Source organism: Streptomyces aurantiacus, assembly GCF_001418335.1.
Lineage (GTDB): Bacteria > Actinomycetota > Actinomycetes > Streptomycetales > Streptomycetaceae > Streptomyces > Streptomyces aurantiacus.
The window spans coordinates 1-23,679 of record NZ_LIPP01000339.1 but is presented as its reverse complement, the minus strand read 5'-3'; the positions used below and the strand labels follow the sequence as shown (position 1 = coordinate 23,679).

23 protein-coding genes are annotated in these 23,679 nt (G+C 70.7%); 15 read left to right on the top strand and 8 right to left on the bottom strand.

Translation table 11 applies throughout. The features are described 5' to 3' along the window. Positions 1-30: 30 nt before the first annotated feature. The 3 genes from AOK01_RS34085 to AOK01_RS34075 form a co-directional block, all read right to left on the bottom strand. On the bottom strand, positions 31-831 hold the full coding sequence (locus AOK01_RS34085) for a DsbA family protein (protein WP_055518540.1): 801 nt from the start codon (positions 829-831) through the stop codon (positions 31-33). A 44-nt stretch (positions 832-875) separates the two neighbouring features. Next, entirely contained in the window at positions 876-1,562 is a 687-nt protein-coding gene (locus tag AOK01_RS34080) for a hypothetical protein (RefSeq protein WP_055518537.1), read from the bottom strand. Between the two features lie 68 nt (positions 1,563-1,630). Next, positions 1,631-2,980 (bottom strand): DUF2252 domain-containing protein, encoded by a 1,350-nt coding sequence (locus AOK01_RS34075; protein ID WP_055518535.1) that lies wholly within the window; start codon positions 2,978-2,980, stop codon positions 1,631-1,633. 271 nt (positions 2,981-3,251) lie between these two features. Here AOK01_RS34075 and dnaE point away from each other — a divergent pair, with 271 nt between their 5' ends. Then, the gene (gene dnaE / locus AOK01_RS34070) at positions 3,252-6,794 is read left to right on the top strand and encodes a DNA polymerase III subunit alpha (RefSeq protein ID WP_055518577.1); all 3,543 of its coding nucleotides are present in this window, start codon (positions 3,252-3,254) and stop codon (positions 6,792-6,794) included. 120 nt (positions 6,795-6,914) lie between these two features. Here dnaE and AOK01_RS34065 read toward each other — a convergent pair whose 3' ends face one another. Beyond that, on the bottom strand, positions 6,915-7,094 hold the full coding sequence (locus tag AOK01_RS34065) for a hypothetical protein (protein WP_055518533.1): 180 nt from the start codon (positions 7,092-7,094) through the stop codon (positions 6,915-6,917). A 224-nt stretch (positions 7,095-7,318) separates the two neighbouring features. On the opposite strand from AOK01_RS34065, the gene AOK01_RS34060 reads away from it, so the two are divergent. From AOK01_RS34060 to AOK01_RS34045, 4 genes are all read left to right on the top strand, one after another. Next, on the top strand, positions 7,319-8,545 hold the full coding sequence (locus tag AOK01_RS34060; RefSeq protein ID WP_055518573.1) for an NYN domain-containing protein: 1,227 nt from the start codon (positions 7,319-7,321) through the stop codon (positions 8,543-8,545). A gap of 185 nt (positions 8,546-8,730) precedes the next feature. After that, positions 8,731-9,762, top strand: coding sequence for an ABC transporter ATP-binding protein (locus AOK01_RS34055; protein ID WP_213862193.1), 1,032 nt, complete (start codon positions 8,731-8,733; stop codon positions 9,760-9,762). Between the two features lie 133 nt (positions 9,763-9,895). Then, the gene (locus tag AOK01_RS34050) at positions 9,896-10,747 is read left to right on the top strand and encodes an ABC transporter permease (RefSeq protein ID WP_055518528.1); all 852 of its coding nucleotides are present in this window, start codon (positions 9,896-9,898) and stop codon (positions 10,745-10,747) included. Between the two features lie 34 nt (positions 10,748-10,781). After that, positions 10,782-11,426: an AAA family ATPase gene (locus AOK01_RS34045; protein ID WP_079103988.1), complete on the top strand. Its 645-nt coding sequence runs from the start codon at positions 10,782-10,784 to the stop codon at positions 11,424-11,426. Between the two features lie 231 nt (positions 11,427-11,657). Here AOK01_RS34045 and ybaK read toward each other — a convergent pair whose 3' ends face one another. From ybaK to AOK01_RS34025, 4 genes are all read right to left on the bottom strand, one after another. After that, on the bottom strand, positions 11,658-12,158 hold the full coding sequence (gene ybaK / locus AOK01_RS34040) for a Cys-tRNA(Pro) deacylase (protein ID WP_055518523.1): 501 nt from the start codon (positions 12,156-12,158) through the stop codon (positions 11,658-11,660). Between the two features lie 57 nt (positions 12,159-12,215). Continuing rightward, positions 12,216-12,956: an LON peptidase substrate-binding domain-containing protein gene (locus AOK01_RS34035; protein ID WP_055518521.1), complete on the bottom strand. Its 741-nt coding sequence runs from the start codon at positions 12,954-12,956 to the stop codon at positions 12,216-12,218. 11 nt (positions 12,957-12,967) lie between these two features. Further along, a complete protein-coding gene (locus AOK01_RS34030; protein ID WP_055518519.1) occupies positions 12,968-14,047 on the bottom strand; it encodes a hypothetical protein in 1,080 nt (359 codons plus the stop codon). 117 nt (positions 14,048-14,164) lie between these two features. Next, entirely contained in the window at positions 14,165-15,745 is a 1,581-nt protein-coding gene (locus AOK01_RS34025) for a hypothetical protein (RefSeq protein WP_055518517.1), read from the bottom strand. A gap of 338 nt (positions 15,746-16,083) precedes the next feature. Between AOK01_RS34025 and hisD the strand changes: the two genes are divergently transcribed. From hisD to AOK01_RS33975, 10 genes are all read left to right on the top strand, one after another. Further along, positions 16,084-17,406 carry a histidinol dehydrogenase gene (gene hisD, locus AOK01_RS34020; RefSeq protein WP_055518516.1) on the top strand — a complete coding sequence of 441 codons (1,323 nt, stop codon included), beginning with the start codon at positions 16,084-16,086 and terminating at the stop codon, positions 17,404-17,406. Beyond that, positions 17,403-18,578, top strand: coding sequence for a histidinol-phosphate transaminase (locus AOK01_RS34015; protein WP_055518514.1), 1,176 nt, complete (start codon positions 17,403-17,405; stop codon positions 18,576-18,578). Before hisD ends, AOK01_RS34015 begins: the two co-directional genes overlap by 4 nt. After that, complete coding sequence (gene hisB, locus AOK01_RS34010) at positions 18,575-19,168, top strand: imidazoleglycerol-phosphate dehydratase HisB (protein ID WP_055518513.1); 594 nt, start codon at positions 18,575-18,577, stop codon at positions 19,166-19,168. Before AOK01_RS34015 ends, hisB begins: the two co-directional genes overlap by 4 nt. 4 nt (positions 19,169-19,172) lie before the next feature. Continuing rightward, a complete protein-coding gene (locus AOK01_RS44215) occupies positions 19,173-19,337 on the top strand; it encodes a hypothetical protein (protein ID WP_055518511.1) in 165 nt (54 codons plus the stop codon). After that, the gene (gene hisH, locus AOK01_RS34000; RefSeq protein ID WP_055518509.1) at positions 19,328-20,008 is read left to right on the top strand and encodes an imidazole glycerol phosphate synthase subunit HisH; all 681 of its coding nucleotides are present in this window, start codon (positions 19,328-19,330) and stop codon (positions 20,006-20,008) included. Before AOK01_RS44215 ends, hisH begins: the two co-directional genes overlap by 10 nt. A 3-nt stretch (positions 20,009-20,011) precedes the next feature. Further along, positions 20,012-20,746 carry a bifunctional 1-(5-phosphoribosyl)-5-((5-phosphoribosylamino)methylideneamino)imidazole-4-carboxamide isomerase/phosphoribosylanthranilate isomerase PriA gene (gene priA, locus AOK01_RS33995; RefSeq protein ID WP_055518508.1) on the top strand — a complete coding sequence of 245 codons (735 nt, stop codon included), beginning with the start codon at positions 20,012-20,014 and terminating at the stop codon, positions 20,744-20,746. Next, positions 20,743-21,156 (top strand): RidA family protein, encoded by a 414-nt coding sequence (locus tag AOK01_RS33990; RefSeq protein WP_055518506.1) that lies wholly within the window; start codon positions 20,743-20,745, stop codon positions 21,154-21,156. The genes priA and AOK01_RS33990 overlap by 4 nt, the downstream gene beginning before the upstream one ends. Continuing rightward, the gene (gene hisF / locus AOK01_RS33985) at positions 21,153-21,908 is read left to right on the top strand and encodes an imidazole glycerol phosphate synthase subunit HisF (protein WP_055518504.1); all 756 of its coding nucleotides are present in this window, start codon (positions 21,153-21,155) and stop codon (positions 21,906-21,908) included. Before AOK01_RS33990 ends, hisF begins: the two co-directional genes overlap by 4 nt. 176 nt (positions 21,909-22,084) lie before the next feature. Then, on the top strand, positions 22,085-22,678 hold the full coding sequence (locus AOK01_RS33980; RefSeq protein ID WP_055518502.1) for an ArsR/SmtB family transcription factor: 594 nt from the start codon (positions 22,085-22,087) through the stop codon (positions 22,676-22,678). A gap of 53 nt (positions 22,679-22,731) precedes the next feature. Continuing rightward, positions 22,732-23,679 (top strand): MFS transporter (locus AOK01_RS33975; RefSeq protein ID WP_055518571.1); only part of this gene is annotated, 948 nt, incomplete at its 3' end.

Here is a 23,679-nt window from a genome sequence, read left to right as displayed (position 1 = left end):
AGCAGCCGGCCGATGGCCTTGCGGAAGGCGTTACTTGGTGACGCCCGCGTCCTTGAGGGCCTTCTGCCAGTCGGCGACCGTGCTCGGGTTCGTGATCACCTTGTCGTTGATCTTGATGGTCGGCGTCGAGTCGACACCCTTGGAGTCGTCGAACGACTTGCTCATCTTCATCGCCCAGGCGTCGTACGTGCCCTTGTTGACGGCGTTCTGGAACTTCTTGTTGTCCTTCAGCGCGTCCACCGTGTTCGCCACCTTGATCAGGTAGCTGTCCTTGGCGAGGTCGTCGGTGGTTTCCTCCGGGTGGTACTTCGTCGAGTACAGCGCGGTCTTGAACTGCAGGAACGCGTCGGTGCTGACGTTCAGCGCGGCGCCGAGCGCGCTCACCCCGTTCTTCGAGCCCTCGCCGCCGAGGTTGCCGTCGAGGAACGTGCCGAGGGTGAAGGAGAGCTTGTAGTCGCCGTCCTCCATGCCCTTGTTGACGGTCTCGCCGACGGTCTGCTCGAAGGAGGCGCAGGCCGGGCAGCGCGGGTCCTCGTAGAGGTGGACCGTGTTGTCGGTCTTGGAGTCGCCGACGACGACCGTCAGGCCGTTCTTGCCGGTGGTGTTGGCGGGGGCGACGACCTTGGCGTCGGCGGCGTCGTCCCACTTCGACGGCTCGTTGTTCTGTACGACGGCGTAGCCGATGCCGCCGGCTATCGCGAGGACCGCGACGATCGAACCGACGACGACGAGCTGTCGCCTGACCTTGTCGCGCTTGGCCTGGCGCTCGCGCTCGACGCGCAGCCGCTCACGGGCCGCCGACTTCGAGGCCTGGCTGTTCCGCTTGCTCATGGTTGATTCTCCGTGGGATGGCAGGTGTACGGGGACTGGTGTGCTCAGGCGAAGACGGCCGAGCACGGCGGTCCACGCCGTCCCAGGGAGTGCACGAAGAGCCGCGTCCGCGTGGCGGCGACCCGGCGCGTGGGCCGCGGCAGCCGGCGCACCGGAGCGGGAGGTACGGTCACCGCGGTGACCGCGACCAGCAGCGGACGGAAGGTGGTGGCGGCCACCGCGTCCAGGAACTGGGCCAGGGCCCGCTCGCCGCGGCGCAGCCAGGCGGCCGCGAGGAGACCGACGCCGACGTGCGCGCCGAGCAGCAGCCAGGCGGCGCCCGGGTCGGCGTGCGCGAGGAGAGCCGCGGCGGGCGGGGTCTCGCCGCCCGTCACCCGGGCCAGCGGAGTGCCGACCTCGCCGCCACCGCAGAGCACGTCGAAACCGACCGAGCGCAGCGGGCCGGTGATCGGGCCGCCCGCCTTGCCGTAACAGGCGTGCTGGCCCGCGGTGAACAGCGTGTCGGCGGCCAGCTCCAGCGGGATCAGCAGGGCGGCGATCCGCCCGAAACCGCGCTCCCGGCCCGCCAGCGCGTACGCGACGACGAAGACGGCACCGGCGAGCGCGGCGACCGTGGTCAGCGGCAGGGGGACCCGGGACAGCAGGACGTGCGACGCGGTGCTGAGCGTCACGACCAGTGCCGTGAACAGCGCCGCGCGTACGGCTCTGAGCTGGGTCCCGGATATGTCCATAGCGCTGACGAGTCTGTCACGTACTCCTGTAGGGGACCCCTAAAGGGTTCCTGTGGGTGGGCGGGTGGCTACAGGCCGGGAATGCGTCCGTTGCGGAACAGGTCCACGAAGATCTGGTGGTCGGCACGCGCGCGTGCGCCGTACTCGTGCGCGAAGTCCACCAGGAGGTCGCCGAAGCTGTCCTCGTCGCCCGCGATCGCCGCGTCGATGGCCCGCTCCGTGGAGAACGGCACCAGCTCCGAGTGGCCGCTCTCGTCGTCCGCGGCGGCGTGCATGGTGGCGGTGGCCCGGCCGAGGTCCGCGACGACCGCCGCGATCTCCTCCGGGTCGTCGATGTCGCCCCAGTCCAGGTCCACCGCGTACGGCGAGACCTCGGCGACCAGCTGGCCCGCGCCGTCCAGCTCGGTCCAGCCCAGCCACGGGTCGGCGTGTGCCTGGAGGGCGCGCTGGGAGATCACCGTGCGGTGGCCCTCGTGCTGGAAGTAGTCGCGGATCGAGGAGTCGGTGACGTGCCGGGAGACGGCCGGGGTCTGGGCCTGCTTGATGTAGATCACCACATCGTTCTCCAGGGCGTCGGTGGCGCCCTCAAGGAGGATGTTGTACGAGGGCAGGCCTGCCGAGCCGATACCGATGCCGCGGCGGCCCACGACGTCCTTCACCCGGTACGAGTCCGGGCGGTCCAGGGACGACTCCGGCAGCGTCTCCAGATAGCCGTCGAAGGCGGCGAGCACCTTGTAGCGGGTGGCCGCGTCCAGCTCGATGGAGCCGCCGCCCGGCGCGAAGCGGCGCTCGAAGTCACGGATCTCGGTCATCGAGTCGAGCAGCCCGAAACGGGTCAGCGAGCGCGCGTCACGCAGGGCGTCCATGAGCGGGCCCTGCGCGGTGTCCAGCGTGAACGGCGGCACCTCGTCGCTCTTGGCGCCCGTCGCGAGGGCGTGGATGCGCTCGCGGTAGGCGGCCGCGTACGTCCGGACCAGGGCGGTGATCTGCTCGTCGCTCAGAGCCTTCGCGTAGCCGATCAGCGCCACGGAGGCCGCGAGACGCTTGAGGTCCCAGGTGAACGGGCCGACGTACGCCTCGTCGAAGTCGTTCACGTTGAAGATCAGACGGCCCTGGGCGTCCATGTACGTGCCGAAGTTCTCCGCGTGGAGGTCGCCGTGGATCCACACCCGTGAGGTGCGCTCGTCCAGGTACGGTCCGCTCAGTATCCGCCCGCCGTCCCCGGTGCTCTCCTGCTCCAGGTCGTGGTAGAAGAGGCCTGCCGTCCCGCGGTAGAACGCGAACGCCGAGGCGGCCATCTTCCGGAACTTCACGCGGAACGCGGCCGGATCGGCGGCCAGCAGGTCGCCGAAGGCGGACTGGAAGACGGCGAGGATCTGTTCGCCGCGCTGCTCGGCGCTGAGCTGCGGAACCGACATCGCTTGGTGCCTCCTGGTACAGGTGGTGCAGGACGAATGGGACGGAACGTGCCGCCCGCCGGAACGGATGTCTCCGTCATCACCCAACGGACGAAGGAACGCGGGAGTGCCCGCTTCCCCCGGACGAAGGTACGGGCGCAGCTACCCACGAAGGTACGGGGGAGGACGCTCCGGGTGTCAGTGCTCAGGCATAGACTTCGTCGCTGTCCCCCAGACTGTCCGCAGCCCGTAGGGACTCTGTCGACGCCAGTTCTTCTTGGAGGCCGAAGCCGTGACAAAGCCGCCGTTCACGCACCTGCACGTCCACACCCAGTACTCGCTGCTGGACGGTGCCGCGCGGCTGAAGGACATGTTCGACGCGTGCAACGAGATGGGCATGTCCCACATCGCGATGTCCGACCACGGCAACCTCCACGGGGCGTACGACTTCTTTCATTCGGCCAAGAAGGCGGGCGTCACGCCGATCATCGGCATCGAGGCGTACGTCGCCCCCGAGTCGCGGCGCAACAAGCGCAAGATCAAGTGGGGCCAGCCGCACCAGAAGCGCGACGACGTGTCCGGTTCGGGTGGTTACACGCACAAAACGATCTGGGCGGCGAACAGCACGGGGCTGCACAACCTCTTCAAGCTCTCCTCGGACGCGTACGCCGAGGGCTGGCTGCAGAAGTGGCCCCGCATGGACAAGGAGACCATCTCCCAGTGGTCCGAGGGTCTGATCGCCTCCACCGGGTGCCCCTCCGGTGAGCTGCAGACCCGGTTGCGCCTGGGCCAGTTCGACGAGGCGGTGAAGGCGGCCTCGGAGTACCAGGACATCTTCGGCAAGGACCGGTACTTCCTGGAGCTGATGGACCACGGCATCGAGATCGAGAGCCGGGTCCGCGAGGACCTGCTGCGGGTCGGCAAGAAGCTGGGCATCCCGCCGCTGGTGACGAACGACTCGCACTACACGTACGCGCACGAGGCGACCGCCCACGACGCGCTGCTGTGCATCCAGACCGGCAAGAACCTCTCCGACCCGGACCGCTTCCGCTTCGACGGCACCGGGTACTACCTGAAGTCGACGGACGAGATGTACGCCGTCGACTCCTCGGACGCCTGGCAGGAGGGATGCGCGAACACCCTCCTGGTGGCCGAACAGATCGACACCTCCGGCATGTTCGAGGCGAGGAACCTCATGCCGAAGTTCGACATCCCGGACGGCTTCACCGAGGTCACCTGGTTCCAGGAGGAGGTGCGCCGCGGCATGGAGCGCCGCTTCCCCGGCGGCATCCCCGACGACCGCCAGAAGCAGGCCGAGTACGAGATGGACGTCATCATCCAGATGGGGTTCCCGGGGTACTTCCTCGTCGTCGCCGACTTCATCATGTGGGCCAAGAAGCAGGGCATCGCGGTCGGTCCGGGCCGTGGCTCCGCGGCCGGTTCGATCGTGTCGTACGCCATGGGCATCACCGACCTCGACCCGATCCCGCACGGTCTGATCTTCGAGCGGTTCCTGAACCCCGAGCGTGTCTCCATGCCCGACGTCGACATCGACTTCGACGAGCGCAGGCGCGTCGAGGTGATCAGGTACGTGACGGAGAAGTACGGCGCCGACAAGGTCGCCATGATCGGCACCTACGGCAAGATCAAGGCGAAGAACGCCATCAAGGACTCCGCGCGCGTGCTGGGCTACCCGTACGCGATGGGCGACCGGCTCACCAAGGCCATGCCCGCCGACGTCCTCGGCAAGGGCATCGACCTGAACGGCATCACCGACCCCAAGCACCCGCGCTACGGCGAGGCCGGCGAGATCCGCGGGATGTACGAGAACGAGCCGGACGTCAAGAAGGTCATCGACACCGCCAAGGGCGTCGAGGGCCTGGTCCGGCAGATGGGTGTGCACGCGGCCGGCGTGATCATGTCCAGCGAGCCCATCGTCGACCACGCCCCGCTCTGGACGCGCCACACCGACGGCGTCACGATCACCCAGTGGGACTACCCGCAGTGCGAGTCGCTCGGCCTGCTCAAGATGGACTTCCTGGGCCTGCGCAACCTCACGATCATGGACGACGCCATCAAGATGGTGAAGGCCAACAAGGGCATCGACCTGGAGATGCTCGCCCTCCCGCTGGACGACCCCAAGACCTTCGAACTGCTCTGCCGCGGTGACACCCTCGGCGTCTTCCAGTTCGACGGCGGCCCGATGCGCTCCCTGCTCCGCCAGATGCAGCCCGACAACTTCGAGGACATCTCCGCCGTCTCGGCCCTCTACCGGCCGGGCCCGATGGGCATGAACTCGCACATCAACTACGCGGAGCGCAAGAACAAGCGCCAGGAGATCACCCCGATCCACAAGGAGCTGGAGGAGCCGCTCGAAGAGGTCCTGGCGGTCACCTACGGCCTGATCGTCTACCAGGAGCAGGTCCAGAAGGCCGCCCAGATCATCGCCGGCTACTCGCTCGGCGAGGCCGACATCCTCCGTCGCGTGATGGGCAAGAAGAAGCCCGAGGAACTGGCGAAGAACTTCGTCCTCTACCAGGCGGGCGCCCGGAAGAACGGCTACAGCGACGAGGCGATCCAGGCCCTGTGGGACGTGCTGGTCCCGTTCGCCGGATACGCGTTCAACAAGGCCCACTCCGCCGCGTACGGACTGGTGTCGTACTGGACCGGCTATCTGAAGGCGAACTACCCGGCCGAGTACATGGCCGCGCTGCTCACCTCGGTCAAGGACGACAAGGACAAGTCGGCGGTCTACCTCAACGAGTGCCGGCGTATGAAGATCAAGGTCCTGCCGCCGAACGTCAACGAGTCCGAGCAGAACTTCGCCGCGCAGGGCGACGACGTGATCCTCTTCGGCCTCTCGGCCGTCCGCAACGTCGGGACGAACGTCGTCGAGTCGATCATCCGCAGCCGCAAGGCCAAGGGGAAGTACGGCTCGTTCCCCGACTACCTCGACAAGGTCGAGGCGGTCGCCTGCAACAAGCGCACCACGGAATCACTCATCAAGGCCGGCGCCTTCGACACGATGGGGCACACCCGCAAGGGCCTCACCGCGCACTTCGAGCCGATGATCGACAACGTGGTCGCGGTCAAGCGCAAAGAGGCCGAGGGCCAGTTCGACCTCTTCGGCGGCATGGGCGAGGAGGACAACACCGAGCCCGGCTTCGGCCTGGACGTGGAGTTCACCGACGACGAGTGGGACAAGGCCTACCTGCTCGCCCAGGAACGGGAGATGCTCGGCCTGTACGTCTCCGACCACCCGCTCTTCGGCCTGGAGCACGTGCTGTCCGACAAGGCCGACGCGGGCATCGCCCAACTCACCGGCGGTGAGCACGGGGACGGTGCGATCGTCACCATCGGCGGCATCATCTCCGGCCTCCAGCGCAAGATGACCAAACAGGGCAACGCCTGGGCCATCGCCACCGTCGAGGACCTCGCCGGCTCCATCGAGTGCATGTTCTTCCCCGCGACCTACCAGCTGGTGTCGACGCAACTCGTCGAGGACACCGTGGTGTTCGTCAAGGGCCGCCTCGACAAGCGCGAGGACATCCCCCGCCTGGTCGCGATGGAGCTGCAGGTCCCGGACGTGTCGAACGCGGGCACCAACGCGCCCGTGATCCTCACCATCCCGGCCCTGAAGATCACCCCGCCGATGGTCAGCAGGCTCGGCGAGATCCTCAGCCATCACCGGGGCGAGAGCGAGGTGCGCATCAGGCTCCAGGGCCCGAGCAAGACCACCGTGCTGCGGCTCGACCGGCACCGGGTGAAGCCCGACCCCGCGCTCTTCGGTGACCTGAAAGTGCTGCTGGGCCCGGCCTGCCTGGCGACGGGCTGACGGCTTCCGACTGTCCTGATTCCGACTGTCCCGCGGATCGCCGCGAGGGGTGTACCCGGTACCTGGGTACACCCCTCGACGTGTGACAGCGCCCGGGTCTCAACGGCCCGCGCGCCTGCCTCAGTTGTGGCCGAAGCGCTTCTGGTGCTTGCGGGCGACATCGGCGGGGCTGCCCTGCGCCTGCGACATCGGCGACCGCTGCGCCTCCGCCGCGGACCGCTGTGCCTGCTCCTGCGCACGCTCGGCCTGCGTGGAGCGGTCCCGTTCGCCGCCCTGCTTACGGTTCTTGTTCTTGGCCATGGTGATCTGCCTCCTGCGGGGGATCTAGGGGCCAGGGCCGGGACCAGACTCACATAGGCTGAGAAGTCGCGCATTTCGGAGAATTACCGTGCGTAATAAGGCCTGTCGGTGAGTGATACTCCGATCCGCCACGCCGAAGATCGAGTTCCGGCCGTTAACCTCCGCGTGGTCGGGCAGACTCGAAGGAAGCCCGAAGCAAACCTCCCGGAAAGAGGGTGGATCGCGTGGACCGCTGCATTGTCCTGGTGGACGCCGGTTACCTGCTCGGGGCCGCCGCCAGTCTCCTCGCCGGTGAACCCTCGCGATCCCGGATCACCGTTGACCACGCCGCCCTCATCCAGGGGCTGCGCGAGCGCGCCGAGTCCGAGACGGAACGGCCCCTGCTGCGCATCTACTGGTTCGACGGCGCCCCCGACCGCGTACCGCAGCCGGAGCACCGCAGGCTGCGCGTGATGCCCCGGGTCACGGTGCGCCTGGGCGCGCTGACCCGCAGCGACGGGCGCTGGGCGCAGAAGGGCGTGGACGCCGCCATGCACGCCGAACTGACCGAGCTGGCGCGCAACCGCGCCTGCTCCGACGTCGTGCTCGTCACCGGCGACGGGGACCTGCTGCCCGGCATGATGGCCGCCAAGGAGCACGGGGTCGCCGTGCACCTGTGGGCCGTACAGGCCGCGGACGGCGACTACAACCAGTCGGAGGACCTGGTCGCCGAGGCCGACGAGCGGCGGGTGCTCGACCGGATCTGGATCACCAAGGCCGTCCGGGCCAAGGAAGTCGGCGGCATCTGCGCACCACCGCCCGTGCCACGGCCCGAGATCGCCGCGATCCTCTCCGCGCCGCTGCCCGAGTCCGCGCTGAGCTCCTCGGGCGAGCGGCCCGGGCGGGAGACCGAGCACGCGCAGGCCGCCGCCCCGAGCGAGAACGGCACGGAGGTGCGGGTGCCGGCCGCCAAGGGCGTGCCGACGCCGAAGGATCTGGCCGCGCTGCGCGCCCCCGGCGCTCAATCGCCCCAGCCCTCGCACCCTCCGAACGCGACGCTGCGCTGGTCCTCCGACAAGGGATGGGTCGACCGCCCCAGCACCGCCACCGAGAACGCGGAGGCCGCGCTGCTGCCGACGCTCGCGCAGCTCACCTCCGCCGAGCAGCGGTGGGCCGACCGTGAGGAGGACATCACGACGGTGGGCGGTGATCCGTTCGAGGTCGGGCAGGTGTTCGCGCGGCGGTGGATGGAGCGGCTGTCCGACCAGGCGCAGTTGCCCAAGCTGTCCACGATGTATCCGCGGGTGCCGCACCGGATCGACGGGGAGTTGCTGCGGTACGCGGCGCGGTTCGGGCTGCTCGCGCACAAGGACGACCAGATCGACGAGCACGATCGGTATGCGATCCGGGCGGGGTTCTGGCGGGAGATCGAGGCGCGCACCGGTACGGAGGCTGCTCCCGCAGGGGATTGAGGAGGGCGGCCTCCGCCGGAGAGGGCCGTTTGTTCGCTGCTGCGCCGTGGGGGCTTGGCGCGCAGTTCCCCGCGCCCCTGACGGGCCCCTTCGGGGAGCCCTTACGGGGCCCTGCGGGGTCGATATTGGGGGTATGCCCGCCCCGGGCGTTGTTCGGGGGGTGGGACCCCGTACTCTCGGGTCTCGTGAGTACGCGCACCGCACAGGCAGTCCGGGACGGGCACGGTGGGGATGTCGTGTGCGCGGTGCGGGATCTCACGAAGACCTATCCGGCGGTGCGCGGACGGCGCGGGACACCCGGGACACCCGAGGTGCGGGCCACCGACGGGGTACGGATCGACATCAGGCGCGGCGAGATCTTCGGGCTGCTCGGGCCGAACGGCGCCGGCAAGACCACCCTCGTACGCCAGCTCACCGGGCTGATGCGCCCCGACCGCGGCAGTGTCGAGATCCTCGGGCACGACATCGTGCGCCACCCCGAGCGGGCGGCGCGGATCCTCGCGTACCTCGGGCAGGAGTCCACCGCGCTCGACGAGCTGACCGTGTCGCTCGCCGTGGAGACCACCGGACGGCTGCGCGGGCTCGACGTGCGCAGCGCCCGTGCCGAGCGGGACGCGGTCCTTGAGGAGCTGGGGCTGAGCGCTCTCGCCTCGCGGCCCCTCAAGAAGCTCTCCGGCGGGCAGCGCCGGCTCGCCTGCTTCGCCACCGCCCTCGTCGGCGCGCGCCCGTTCCTCGTCCTCGACGAGCCGACCACCGGCATGGACCCCGTCGCCCGCCGCGCCGTCTGGGGCGCCGTCGACCGGCGCCGGGCCGAGCACGCCACGACGGTCCTCCTGGTCACCCACAACGTCATCGAGGCGGAAACCGTCCTCGACCGGGTCGCCGTGCTCGACCGGGGCCGCGTCATCGCCTGCGACACCCCCTCCGGGCTGAAGGAGCAGGTCGCCGGTGAGGTGCGCCTCGAACTGGTCTGGCGTGAACGCGCCCCGCTCGACGTGCCGGAGGTCGCGGCCCTGCGCGACCGCGCCGTAGAGTCGGGTCGGCGCTGGTCGCTGCGGCTCGCCCCCGAGGAGGCCCGCGCGGCCGTCGCGGCGGTCACCGGCGGCGCCGCCTTCGCGGCCCTGGACGACTTCACGCTCGCGACGCCGAGCCTGGAGGACGTGTATCTGGCACTGGGCGGCAGCGCCGGAAGCGTACGGGGGTTGGTCAAGACATGAGCACGCGGGCCCCCGCAGCCGTACGGACAGGTACAGAAGCAGGAACGGGTCCAGGTTCAAAAACGGGAACCGGTTCGAAAGCAGGAACAGGGACAGGTTCAACGGCAGCCGAAGCGAACAGGAGCCGCTCGACGTGAGTGTCGTACCCGCCGAGGTCCTGCCCGGCGCAGCCCGCGCGGACGGGAACCGGGCCGATCACGGCCCGGACACCGAGGACGGCGGCCGTGCCGTGGCCGTGCTCGGGCCGCGCGCGCGGCTGTGGCCGGCGCTGGCCGCCGTCTACCGGGCGCAGCTCTCCCGGGCCAGAGTGGCGCGGATTCCGCTGCTGTTCGTGGCGACCTTCCAGTCCGTCGGGATCATGGTCCTGATGCGCGGGGTCGTGGACGGCGGCGGCGAGGCGCGGGCCGTGGTCGCCGGTTCGTCGGTCCTCGTGGTCGCGTTCGTCGCGCTCAACCTGCTCGCCCAGTACTTCGGCCAGCTGCGCGCCAGCGGCGGCCTCGACCACTACGCGACGCTGCCCGTGCCGCCCGCTGCCGTGGTGCTCGGCGCGGCCGCCGCGTACGCCTCCTTCACCGTGCCCGGGACGTTCGTGACCGCCGTCGTGGGCAGCGTGCTCTTCCAGCTGCCGCTGACGCACCTGTGGATCCTGGTCGCCGTCGTCCCGCTCGCGGGCGCGGCGCTCGCCGGGCTCGGAGCGGCGCTGGGACTGCTCGCACCCCGCCCCGAACTGGCCACGCTGCTCGGCCAGTTGGGCATGTCCGCCGCGCTGCTGCTGGGCGTGCTGCCACCTGGCCGGTTGCCGACGTTCGTCCAGTACGCGCGTGACCTGATGCCCTCCACGTACGGGGTCGAGGCTTTCGCGCGGACCTTCGGTCCTGACCCGGACTGGGCTGCCGTCCTGCTCGACCTCGGAGTGTGCGCGGGTGTCGGCGTCGCCTCGCTGGCCGTCGCGACCTGGGCCTACCGCCGGGCGGCCGTCCGGTGACGCGGCCGACGGCCGGGCCTGGCACGATGTCCGTGTGACCGCACCGCTGACTCCGCCTCCGCCACCGAACCACCAGCCGCCGCACGACGCCTGGCAGGCGCCGCCCGCCGGGTACGGGCTCGGTCATGAGGAGGACGGTCCCGGGATGAAGACAGAGCTGCGCGAGGCCGCGGTCATCGCGGTCGCCATGGCGGTCCCCGGGGCGCTGCTCGGAGCCCTGTGGTGGTGGCTGGCGCCGCACGTGCCACTCATCTCCGACAGCACCACGGTCTTCCTCAAGGACAGCGAGGGGGAGCAGGCCATCGGTGTGGACGGCACGTTCACCCTACTGGCGCTCGCCTTCGGCCTGGTCAGCGCGCTGGCCGTGTTCCTCGTCCGGCGGCGGGGCGGCATCACGCTCGTCGTCGCGCTCACCGTCGGCGGCATCCTCGGCTCCCTGCTCGCCTGGCGCCTCGGCATCTGGCTCGGACCCACCCAGGACGTGGTCGGGCACGCCAAGGAGGCGGGCAAGGGCGTCACCTTCGACGCGCCTCTGGAACTCGGCGCGAAGGGTGCGCTGCTCGCCTGGTCCTTCTCGGCCCTGCTGTTCCACCTGGGCCTGACGGCCCTCTTCGGCCCGAGGGATCCCGAGCCCCCCTTCGAACCCCCGTACTACCCCCCACCGGGCCCCCAGAGCTGAAAACCGGCGGCGCCCCTGAAAGGGGCGCGAGGAACTGCGCGCCCAGCCACACCGCACCCGCAGACAACACATCGCACTCACGAAGGCCTGCGGCCATGGTTCGCCCGGCCTTTTCGGATCCGCCACTTCCGTTTGCGCGTCTTCTTCGACATGTCCTCGGTACTTAACCGAGAACCCCGCCCCCGTCGAGGGCTCACGCACACTTGACGGGGCTCACCCGCCCGGCAGGGCTCACGCACGCCCGACAGCCGCCACCACCGCGTCCGTGAGCTTCGCGAGGTCGTCCGGGGCCAGCTCGACCTCAAGCCCCCGCCGCCCCGCCGACACACAGATCGTGGCGTGGCCGCTCGCGGACGCGTCCAGCACCGTACGGAGCTTCTTGCGCTGTCCGAGTGGCGAGATGCCCCCGCGGACGTACCCCGTGGTGCGCTCCGCGGCGGCCGGGTCGGCCATCGCGGCCCGCTTGCCGCCCACCGCAGCCGCCAGCGCCTTCAGGTCGAGGGAGCCCGCCACGGGCACGACGGCGACCGTCAGCTCTCCGTCGACGTCCGCGACCAGCGTCTTGAAGACCCGGTCCGGCGACACGCCCATCGCCTCGGCGGCCTCTTCCCCGTACGAGGGATGTGCCGGGTCGTGGGCGTAGGCGTGCACGGTGAACTCGACGCCCGCCGCGGCGAGCGTCACGGTCGCCGGTGTCCCGCCCGCCTGCTGGTTTTTCGACTTCTTCGCCAAGAGAGCGTTCCCCCAGGTCCGTTGAGACCGTCGTTGAGATCTTCGTTGAGACCGTCGTCAGTTGAGGCTCGTCGGTCCGCGGGTCAGTTCCGACGCGGGCAGCGACGGCAGATGGCGGATGATCGCGGTCTCGGCTCGCAGCAGTGTCAGCTCCTCGCGCAGCCGGGACGCCGTGTCCGGGGCCTGGAGCAGCCGCTGCCTCGCCGGGACGTCGAGCATGACCGCCGCCGCGACCAGGTACGACACGACGGCCGGCTCGTCCGGCAGATCGGCTCCGGTCGCCAGGGACCGTTCCCGCGCGCCCGCCAGCCTCTTCTGGTACTGCCGGAAGGCGCGCAGCACCCCCTCGGCCAGCGCCCCCGCCTCCTCACCGGGCTCCTCCGGGAGTTCCTCAAGCTCGGCTGTCAGATAGGCGCCGGAGGTGTCCACGGAGACCAGCCGCACCCGGGTCGTCCCGGTGGCCAGTACCTCGAAGCTGCCGTCGGCCCGCTCCCGGACGGTCGCGGCGTCGGCGACGCACCCCACCTCGTGGAAGGCCTTCACCGGGTCGTCGCCGAAGCCGGCCGAGGGCCCGCGCCGCAGTACGGCCGTCTGGTCCGGCATGCCCGGCGAGGTGGTCGCGACCTCGTGGCCGTCGCGGATGGCGACGACGGCGAACCGGCGCGGTTCGTCCTCGGGGGTCTTCAAAAGATCGCGCATCATCGCGCGATAGCGCTCCTCGAAGATGTTCAGGGGCAGGACGAGCCCGGGAAACAGCACCGAGTTCAGCGGGAAGAGGGGGAGCCGGACGGTGGTCACGACGCAAAAGCCTAATGGTCACCGGAGCGGGCACGTCGGCCGCGCTCACTCTGTGGATACGGAAGGTCCCTGTTGCGTGCTGTCCCGGGTGCTGTCCTGCCTGCTCTCAGAGGCCTGTCCGAGGCCACCTGGAGCCGGATTCCGTCCCGCAGTTCGAGGAACTGGCCGAGCGGATCGTCCGAGACGCGGTCCCAGGGGAACGAGGTGGCGTGCGGGCCGATCCGGCGCAGCTGTTCCAGCGCGTCCTCCCAGCGTTCGAGCCGGACCAGTACGTACGTGAGCAGGTTGCGGACCTCCGCGGGCCACGGGTCGGCGTCCGCGTACTGCGCGGAGAGGGCGATCGCCAGGTCGGCCGCCGAGTCGAGGCGGTGGCGGCTCACGGCGGCCCCGCCGCCCTCGGTCAGATAGGCGAAGGCCGCACGTACGGGCAGCGCCTGGACCAGGGAACCGGGCAGCGCGTCGTGCGCGGCCCGCTCGGCGAAGTCGAAGCACTCGCGGTGCGAGCCGTACCAGGCGGCCGACAGGTACTGCAGGGCGGCCACGTGGCAGCCGTAGTGGTGCGGGGAGCGGCGCACGGCCTGCGCCCACAGCTGCTCGAACTCGGTGTGCGACGCGTTCGTGCCCCGGGCGTGGTCCAGCGCGACGCGCCACGGCACCGGGTCGCGCGGGTCGCCCTCGGCGGCGGCGGAGATCAGCGGTGCGACCTGGCGCAGCAACTCGGCGCGGGCCGGTGAACGCCAGCTCCGGCAGACCGCGAGTTCGGCCTTGACCAGAGCCGCGTCCGGGTCGCGCGGTGCGGCGGAGCGCCAGTCGTCGAACCACTCGCCGCGGGAGAGGGCGAAGGCGGCGAGCCGGGTCGTGTACCGGTCCCGGTTCTCCCACTCGGCGGCCTCGCGGGTGGTGGCGAGCAGTTTGCCCGCGGTGCCGTACTCGCCGCGGCCCGCCGCGACCAGGGCCGGACCGAGCCGCTCGTCCGGGACGTCGAGGAGTACCTCGTCGTCGTCGGGCAGACCGGCGGCGAGACTCGAAGTGTTCCGCGCCATCCGGACCGTACGGAGGAGCGCTCGCAGCAGTGCCATGGTGGTGCCCATTGAAAGCCGCAGGTCGGGCGGGTACCAGAGGGTGCACGGTGACACTTTCGTAACCCTGGTTTGGTTGCATGCGATTGGTCAAGGGCGGGTAAAAGGTGCGTATTCCCCAAGTGGAGTTCAGCCCCTGCGGAGCGTGCGTGTCGCGCCCGCCGCCACCGTCGTCGCCAGCACCCAGCCCAGCAGGATCACCACCGCGGACAGCCACTGCCAGCCGCCGCGCAGCTGCCAGAAGCCGGCCTGGCCCAGGTCGATGACCGGCAGCAGCAGGTCCAGGGCGAACAGCGACGGGTTCCACGGCGGATGTTCACCGCGCTTGAGCGGCGGATGATCGGCGTGCGCGAACGCGATCGAGGTCGCCGCCCACAGCACGGCCATCCACACGGCCGCACGCCCCGGCCGGTACCCGTAGGCGACCGTCCAGTCCTGTGCGTACCCCCACAGCTTGGCCGCGAGCGGCAGGCTCTCGCGGCGCTGGCGCTGCTTGGCGAGCAGCACCTCGCGCGCGTCCTCGTCCTCGCCGCTGTTGCGCAGCACCGTGGCCAGCCGCTCGTACGGTTCCGGGTTGTACTCCGGAGTGGCCGCGGCCACCCACTGCAGGCGCCGGGCCAGTGGGAAGGGGCCGCGCGGCACCAGGTACTCGTACTGGAAGCCGGCCATCTGCAGCTGGCCCGCGCCCGGCCAGCTGGTCGCCTGGTCGATGAGGGTGACCACCCGCGCTCCGTTCAGCACGATCCGTCCGCGCCGCGGCCGCCGGCCGAGGAACCGCAGCTCGGGCACCTGGACGCGGCGCAGCGAGACCTCCTGGTTGTCGCGCAGGGTGAGGCCGGCCTGCTCGAAGTCCACCGCGTCCCCGAACCTGCCGTCGTCGAGGCGGATGCCGCCCTCGCACTCGAACCGCTGCACGCGGGTGCCGCGCGCGGGGGTACGGCCGCTGGTCAGCACGGGGTCGCCGATGCCCGCGGGCGTCAGGTACAGGGTGCGCTCGACGGTCAGCTGCGGGGCGTTCAGCGCCCGGCGCCCGTACGGATTGGCCAGCCGGCTGCCGCGCAGGCTGAGCGAGACGCCCACCTTGGCGCCGCGCAGGCTCAGTTCGCCGTGCGACTCCAGCATCTCGGCCTGGAGGTCCTGCCCTATGGTCATCCCGTCGCCGCTGAGGGCGATGTCGCGGCGGTCCCGGTGGATCACCGCCTGGTTGAGCAGCAGGTCCGTGCCGATCTGTGCGTCGGTGAGGCGGACACCGCGGTGGAAGCGGCAGCGCGGCAGGTGCAGATCGCCCTCGGTGTGCAGCCGGGCCGCCTCCAGCCGCGGTATCGCGCAGTCCACCAGCCGCAGCGTCGTGAACCGGGACTCCGGCAGCAGGATCTCCTGCTCGAAACGGCAGCCCTTCATCTCGACGTACGGCTCGACGCCGCCGCCCGCGAGGTCGAGCGCGTCGACGATCCGCACCCCGGTCAGCTTGAGGGAGGACACGCGTCCGTCGAGCGCGGGCGGCCCGTCAAGGAGCAGCCGGCACACGATCCGGGCCCGCACGGTGCGCTCCGGCCCCCATGGACGGCCGCCGTGCGGATCGTCGACGACGGAGTCCCCGGCCCGCAGGTCGTACACGCTGCCGTCGCGGAACGCCTCCCACATGCCGGCCTCGGCGTCGCTCAGGTCATCGGGCAGATCTCCGGCGCGCAGGCCGGCCCCGTCGGTCACGATGGTCTCTCTCTCCTCTGCTAGTCACGTAGTCGCGTAGTCGCGGTTTCGAACAGCCGGACAGCCGGTCAGCCGGATTTGAACAGCGGTCAGCCGTCCCTGTGATGCCCGCCGAACGAACGGTCGAACACTCAGCGTGAAGAGTGTTACTCACAGTAGTGTCGCCGGGTGCGAATTCCAGCCACGCGCAGGCCGTCGCTCCTCGGCGCGGATCGGCGCACGTGACGGCGCACGCGGCAGGGCACGTACCGGCCACGTATCAGCGCGGATGTCGGCCCGCATATCAGCGAGTGATACGGCCGTCCGGCGCCCGGCGGCCGTCTGAGAGAATTGGCCATGTGATCTCTCGAATCGATCTGCGCGGCGACGCCCTCCCCGAGGGCCCCGCCCTGCGCGACCTGCTGCCCCGAGCCGACTTCGACGTCTCGGCCGCCCTGGAGAAGGTGCGTCCGATCTGCGAGGCCGTGCATCATCGGGGAGACGCGGCGCTGATCGACTACGCGGAGAAGTTCGACGGCGTACGCCTGGAGTCCGTACGGGTCCCCGCGGAGGCCCTCACGGACGCGCTCGACCAGCTGGACCCGGCCGTCCGCGCGGCCCTGGAGGAGTCAATCCGCCGCGCCCGCGTCGTCCACCGCGCGCAGCGCCGCACCACGCACACCACCCAGGTCGTCCCCGGCGGCACGGTCACCGAGAAGTGGGTGCCCGTCGAGCGCGTCGGCCTTTACGCACCCGGCGGCCGGTCCGTCTACCCCTCGTCCGTGATCATGAACGTGGTTCCGGCACAGGAGGCCGGCGTCGAGTCGATCGCGCTCGCCTCGCCCGCCCAGTCCGACTTCGGCGGCCTGCCGCACCCGACGATCCTGGCCGCCTGCGCGCTGCTCGGCATCGACGAGGTGTACGCGGCCGGCGGCGCGACCGCCGTGGCGATGTTCGCCTACGGCACCGAGTCCTGCGCGTCCGCCCCCATGGTCACCGGCCCTGGCAACATCTGGGTCGCCGCCGCCAAGCGCTACTTCGCGGGCCGGATCGGCATCGACGCCGAGGCAGGGCCGACCGAGATCGCGATCCTCGCGGACGAGACCGCCGACCCGGTGCACGTCGCCTCCGACCTCATCAGCCAGGCCGAGCACGACCCGCTCGCGGCGGCCGTCCTCGTCACCGACTCGCCCACGCTGGCCGACGCGGTCGCCAAGGAACTGGAGCCGCAGGTCGCCGCCACCAAGCACGTCGAGGACCGGATCGTCCCGGCGCTCGGCGGCAGGCAGTCCGCGATCGTGCTGGTCGACGGCGTGGAGGAGGGCCTGCGGGTCGTCAACGCGTACGGCGCCGAGCACCTGGAGATCCAGACGGCCGACGCGCCCGCGGTCGCCGGACGGGTCAGGAACGCCGGCGCGGTCTTCGTCGGCCCCTGGTCGCCCGTGTCGCTCGGCGACTACGCGGCAGGCTCCAACCACGTGCTGCCGACCGGCGGCTGCGCCTGCCACTCCTCGGGTCTGTCGGTCCAGTCCTTCCTGCGCGGCATCCACATCGTCGACTACACGCGCGACGCGCTGGCCGAGGTCGCCCACCACGTGGTGACGCTGGCGGAGGCGGAGGACCTGCCGGCCCACGGCGCCGCCGTCAAGGCCCGGTTCGGCTGGAAGGTGCCCGGCAAGTGAGCTCCTTCGCTGATGACTTCGGCATCGACGACCTGCCCGTCCGCGACGAACTGCGCGGGAAGTCCCCGTACGGCGCGCCCCAACTCGACGTGCCTGTACGGCTCAACACCAACGAGAATCCGTACCCGTTGCCCGAAGCGCTCGTCGAGCGGATCACCGAGCGGGTGCGCGACGCCGCGCGCCACCTCAACCGCTACCCCGACCGTGACGCGGTGGAGCTGCGCACCGAGCTGGCCGCGTATCTGACGAAGACCGGCAAGTACGTCGTCGACGCCGAGAACGTCTGGGCGGCCAACGGCTCGAACGAAGTCATCCAGCAGCTGCTGCAGACCTTCGGCGGGCCCGGCCGCACCGCGATCGGCTTCGAGCCCTCCTACTCGATGCACGCCCTGATCTCGCGCGGCACCGGGACGGGCTGGCTCTCCGGCCCCCGCAACGACGACTTCACGATCGACACCGCCGCCGCCGAGAAGGCGATCGCCGAGCACCGGCCCGACGTCGTGTTCATCACCACCCCCAACAACCCCACGGGCAACGCGGTTCCGCCCGCGACGGTCCTCGCGCTGTACGAGGCGGCGCAGACGGCCAGGGCCGCGACCGGCGGGGCGATGGTCGTCGTCGACGAGGCGTACGTCGAGTTCAGCCACGGCGACTCGCTGCTGCCGCTGCTCGAAGGACGGCCGAATCTCGTCGTCTCGCGCACCATGTCGAAGGCGTTCGGCGCGGCCGGGCTGCGCCTCGGCTATCTCGCCGCGCACCCGGCGGTCGTGGACGCCGTCCAGCTCGTACGGCTGCCGTACCACCTGTCGGCCGTCACCCAGGCGACCGCGCTGGCCGCCCTGGAGCACACCGACACGCTGCTCGGCTACGTCGAGCAGCTGAAGACCGAGCGGGACCGGCTGGTCGCCGAACTGCGCGCGCTCGGCTTCGAGGTGACCGAGTCGGACGCCAACTTCGTCCAGTTCGGACGGTTCGACGGCGCGTCGGGCTCGCACGAGGCCTGGCGGCAGATCCTCGACCGGGGCGTCCTGGTCCGGGACAACGGAGTACCGGGATGGCTGCGGGTCACCGCGGGCACCCCGGCCGAGAACGACGCGTTCCTCGACGCGGCCCGTGAGTTGCCGACATCCGCGAGGGCCACCCCCGCACCCCCGAAGGAGCAGAACGCATGAGCCGCGTAGGCCGTGTCGAACGGAACACCAAGGAGACCTCCGTCGTCGTCGAGATCGATCTCGACGGCAGCGGAAAGGTCGATGTGTCGACAGGCGTCGGCTTCTACGACCACATGCTCGACCAGCTGGGCCGGCACGGTCTGTTCGACCTGACCGTCAAGACCGAGGGCGACCTGCACATCGACTCGCACCACACCATCGAGGACACCGCCCTCGCGCTGGGCGGCGCCTTCAAGCAGGCGCTCGGCGACAAGGTGGGCATCTACCGCTTCGGCAACTGCACCGTCCCGCTGGACGAGTCGCTCGCCCAGGTGACCGTCGACCTCTCCGGGCGCCCCTATCTCGTGCACACCGAGCCCGAGAAGATGGCGCCGATGATCGGCGAGTACGACACGACGATGACCCGGCACATCCTGGAGTCCTTCGTCGCGCAGGCCCAGATCGCCCTGCACGTGCACGTGCCGTACGGGCGCAACGCGCACCACATCGTGGAGTGCCAGTTCAAGGCGCTCGCGCGGGCCCTGCGGTACGCCTCCGAGCGCGACCCGCGCGCGGCGGGCATCCTTCCCTCCACGAAGGGTGCGCTGTAAAGCCATGAGCGGCCTCTCCACCGTACTGATCGTCGTCGGGCTCTTCCTGCTCGGCGGCATCTACTCCTTCGTCAAGCAGCAGATGCCCAGGAGCCTCATCGTGCTGCTGTCGATCGGCGCAGGGATGTGCCTCGTGGCAGGTGTCGTCCGGCTGGAGGTATGGAATTGAGCACCCCCTCGAACCGAACGCCTTCAAAACGAACCTCTTCAAAACGAGTGGTCGTCTTTGACTACGGCTTCGGGAACGTCAGGTCCGCCGAACGCGCACTCGCGCGCGCGGGAGCCGAGGTCGAGATCACCCGCGACTTCGACAAGGCCATGAACGCGGACGGGCTGCTGGTGCCGGGCGTCGGCGCCTTCGCCGCCTGCATGCGCGGGCTGAAGGAGGCGCGCGGTGACTGGATCGTCGGCCGCCGCCTCGCCGGCGGCCGTCCGGTGATGGGCATCTGCGTCGGCATGCAGATCCTCTTCGCGCGCGGCATCGAGCACGGCGTCGAGACCGAGGGCCTCGACGAGTGGCCGGGATCGGTCGAGCCGCTGCAGGCCGACATCGTGCCCCACATGGGCTGGAACACCGTCGAGGCCCCGGCCGGCACGAAGCTCTTCGCCGGCCTGGACGAGGACGCGCGGTATTACTTCGTGCACTCGTACGCCGTCCACGACTGGTCCCTGGAGACCGGGAACCCGGCGCTGCGCGCACCGCTCGTCACCTGGTCCACGCACGGCAAGCCCTTCGTGTCGGCCGTCGAGAACGGCGCCCTGTGGGCCACCCAGTTCCACCCCGAGAAGTCCGGCGACGCCGGAGCGCAGCTGCTCACCAACTGGATCGGAACCCTGTAGACCATGGCGAAGCTCGAACTCCTCCCCGCCGTCGACGTCCGTGACGGCCAGGCCGTCCGGCTCGTGCACGGCGAGTCCGGTACGGAGACCTCGTACGGCTCCCCCCTGGAGGCGGCCCTCGCCTGGCAGCGGTCGGGTGCCGAGTGGCTGCACCTGGTGGACCTGGACGCCGCGTTCGGCACGGGCGACAACCGTGCGCTGATCGCCGAGGTCGCCGAACGCATGACGGAACTGCACATCAAGGTGGAGCTGTCCGGCGGCATCCGCGACGACGACACGCTCGCCGCGGCCCTCGCCACCGGCTGCACCCGCGTCAACCTCGGCACGGCGGCCCTTGAGACCCCCGAGTGGGTCGCCGAGGTCATCTCCCGGCATGGCGACAAGATCGCGGTCGGTCTCGACGTACGCGGCACCACCCTGCGGGGCCGGGGCTGGACCCGGGACGGCGGCGACCTCTACGAGACGCTGGAACGCCTCGACAAGGAGGGCTGCGCGCGGTACGTCGTCACGGACATCGCCAAGGACGGCACCCTCCAGGGCCCGAACCTGGAGCTCCTGAAGAACGTCTGCGAGGCGACGAGCCGCCCCGTGGTCGCCTCCGGCGGCGTCTCCTCGCTCGACGACCTCCGCGCCATCGCCGACCTCGTGCCCCTCGGCGTCGAGGGCTCGATCGTCGGAAAGGCCCTGTACGCCAAGGCGTTCACGCTGGAAGAGGCCCTGGCGGCGGTGTCCGCGTGAGCGCCGTACGACGCGTCACGACCGGCGCGCCCTGGGAGGAGGCCTTCGGCTACTCCCGCGCGGTGGAGCTGCCGAACGGCACGGTGCTGGTCGCCGGCTGCACCTCCGTGGTGGATGGCCAGATCGTCGGGGGCGGCCCGTACGAGCAGGCGGTCAACGCGTTCAACGTCGCGTTCGCGGCCCTGGAACAGCTGGGCCTCACCCGCGAGCACGTCGTCCGCACCCGCATGTACCTCACGCACGCCCGCGACGTGGAGGACATCGGGCGCGCCCACAAGGAGCTGTTCGACGCGGTCAGGCCCGCGGCATCAATGATCATCGTCTCCGGTTTCGTGGACCCCGGTCTGGTGGTCGAGGTCGAGGTGGAGGCGTACCGAGAGGCACCATCCGGGGAGGAGTCCGCCTCATGACCCTGGCCGTACGCGTCATCCCCTGCCTGGACGTCGACAACGGCCGGGTCGTCAAGGGCGTCAACTTCCAGAACCTGCGCGACGCGGGCGACCCCGTCGAGATGGCCAAGGTGTACGACGCCGAGGGCGCCGACGAGTTGACCTTCCTGGACATCACCGCGTCCTCCGGCAACCGCGAGACCACCTACGACGTGGTACGCCGCACCGCCGAGCAGGTGTTCATCCCGCTCACGGTGGGCGGCGGCGTGCGCACCGCCGAGGACGTCGACAAGCTGCTGCGGGCCGGCGCGGACAAGGTCGGCGTGAACACCGCCGCCATCGCCCGCCCCGACCTGATCCGCGAGATCGCGGAGCGGTTCGGCCGGCAGGTGCTGGTCCTGTCGGTGGACGCGCGCAGGACGGCCGCCGGGACCTTCGAGGTGACCACCCACGGCGGCCGCAAGGGCACCGGCACCGACGCCGTCGAGTGGGCGCACCGGGCCGCCGAACTGGGCGCGGGTGAGATCCTGCTCAACTCGATGGACGCCGACGGCACCAAGGACGGCTACGACATCGAGATGATCGAGGCCGTACGGAAGCACGTCTCGGTCCCGGTCATCGCCTCCGGCGGCGCCGGCCGACTGGCCGACTTCCCCCCGGCGGTCGCCGCGGGCGCGGACGCGGTCCTGGCCGCGTCGGTCTTCCACTTCGGAGACCTGCGCATCGGCCAGGTGAAACAAACACTCCGAGAAACGGGCCACCCCGTGCGGTGACGTCCCGCTGAGCTGTACCGGAGAGAGCCCTGGCCGCGTGACGGCCGGGGCTCTCTGCCGTCCGACCGCAGGTCGTTCCTCCGGCTTGTTCCGTTCCGTTCGGCTGCGGGCAGATGAGAAATAAAAGTTGCGCAATTTATATTGCGCAACTTTTCCTGTGTACCTACGGTGGCGTCATGAGCGGCACGGAGAACCAGAACCTCCCCATCAAGGACCTGGGCACCCTGAAGGCCCTGGCCCATCCTCTGCGCATGCAGCTGTACCGAGGGCTGTGCGTGACCCGCACCGCCACCGCGTCCCAGCTCGCCGAGCAGGTCGACGAAGCGGTCTCGCTGGTCAGTTACCACCTGCGCAAGCTCGCCGAGCACGGGCTGATCGAGGCGGCCGAGCCCCAGAGCGGTGACGCCCGCGAGCGCTGGTGGCAGCCCTCGTCACAGGGCGTGAGCATCCGGGACAGGGATTTCCGGGACGCACCCGAGAGGGCGGCTGCGCATCTGGCAGCCACCAGGCTCTTCCACGAGCAACGCGCCGACATGTACCGCCGCTACCTCGACGAACGCCTCGCCTGGGGCTCCGAGTGGAACTCCGCCGCGCCGGACAACGAGTCGCTGCTGCGGCTGACCGCCGCCGAACTGGCCGAACTCAGCGAGGAGTTGCTCGCCCTCGCCCGGAAGTACGACGAGAAGGGACGCGCCGCCGAGGCGGCCGGCGACACCGGGGAACGCGAGAACGTCGCGCTGCACGTGTACGGCTTCCCGTTCCGCACCTGAGAGTTCGCGGGCCCGAGTCCGCGCGCCCGAGAGAGGCCATCGCCGTGACCGCCATGCCCGCGACGTCCGAACCGCTGACCGGGGAGCGCCCCGCCCACCGCGACCCCAACGTCCTGCGCTGGCTCGGCGCGTACGTCGCCTCGGCGACGGGCGACAACGTCTACTACGTGGCGCTGTCCTGGGCGGCCGTGCAGTCCGGTTCGCCGTCACAGGCCGGGCTCGTGATGGCCGTGAGCGCGGCGCCGCGTGCCCTGCTCATGCTGGGCGGGGGAGTGATCGCCGACCGTTTCGGCCCGCGCCGCGTACTGATCGTCAGCAACGGTGTGCGGTGCGCGGCGGTGGTGGCCGTCGCCCTGCTGCTGGCGGTCAGCAGCCCCGGGCTGTGGCTGCTCGGCCTGCTCGCCCTGGTCTTCGGTGTGGTCGACGCCGTGCTCATGCCCGCGCTCGGGGCGCTGCCTGCCCGTATCACCGCTCGCGGCCAGCTCGCCCGGGTGCACGGCATGCGCGGCATGGCGAGCCGTCTCGCCAACGTCGTGGGCGCCCCGCTCGGCGGTCTCGGCGTGGCCCTCGGCGGGGCGGCGGTGGCCTTCGGCGCGGCGGCGCTGCTGTTCGCGGTCGCGCTGCCGCTGCTGACGGCCGTACGGATGCGGCGGCGACCCCAGGAGCTGCCGGTCGGACAGGAGTTGCCCGCCCGGCCGGCGGTGCGGGAGCTGCGTGACGGGTTGGACCACATCCGGCGCAACCCCGTCCTCGCCCGTCTCGTGCTGGTCATCGCGCTGAGCGACCTGGGCTTCGTGGGCCCGATGAACGTCGGGCTGACCCTGCTCGCGGACGAACGCGGCTGGGGCGCCTCGGGGATGGGCTGGGTGCTGGCCGGATTCGGGGCCGGGGCGGGGGCGATGTCTCTGCTGCTGACCGTGCGAGGACTGGCGCCGCGGGCGGGCCCCGTCCTGTCCGCGGCGATCCCCGCCGGGGCCGGCGCCGTCGGCGCGCTCGCCTCC

Bases quoted from the DNA above. Each gene is read 5' to 3' on its own strand.
- AOK01_RS34085 (WP_055518540.1), bottom strand. From the start codon at position 831: ATGAGCAAGCGGAACAGCCAGGCCTCGAAGTCGGCGGCCCGTGAGCGG.
- AOK01_RS34080 (WP_055518537.1), bottom strand. From the start codon at position 1,562: ATGGACATATCCGGGACCCAGCTCAGAGCCGTACGCGCGGCGCTGTTC.
- AOK01_RS34075 (WP_055518535.1), bottom strand. From the start codon at position 2,980: ATGTCGGTTCCGCAGCTCAGCGCCGAGCAGCGCGGCGAACAGATCCTC.
- AOK01_RS34065 (WP_055518533.1), bottom strand. From the start codon at position 7,094: ATGGCCAAGAACAAGAACCGTAAGCAGGGCGGCGAACGGGACCGCTCC.
- AOK01_RS34030 (WP_055518519.1), bottom strand. From the start codon at position 14,047: ATGGGCACCACCATGGCACTGCTGCGAGCGCTCCTCCGTACGGTCCGG.
- hisB (WP_055518513.1), top strand. From the start codon at position 18,575: ATGAGCCGCGTAGGCCGTGTCGAACGGAACACCAAGGAGACCTCCGTC.
- AOK01_RS44215 (WP_055518511.1), top strand. From the start codon at position 19,173: ATGAGCGGCCTCTCCACCGTACTGATCGTCGTCGGGCTCTTCCTGCTC.
- hisH (WP_055518509.1), top strand. From the start codon at position 19,328: ATGGAATTGAGCACCCCCTCGAACCGAACGCCTTCAAAACGAACCTCT.
- priA (WP_055518508.1), top strand. From the start codon at position 20,012: ATGGCGAAGCTCGAACTCCTCCCCGCCGTCGACGTCCGTGACGGCCAG.
- hisF (WP_055518504.1), top strand. From the start codon at position 21,153: ATGACCCTGGCCGTACGCGTCATCCCCTGCCTGGACGTCGACAACGGC.
- AOK01_RS33980 (WP_055518502.1), top strand. From the start codon at position 22,085: ATGAGCGGCACGGAGAACCAGAACCTCCCCATCAAGGACCTGGGCACC.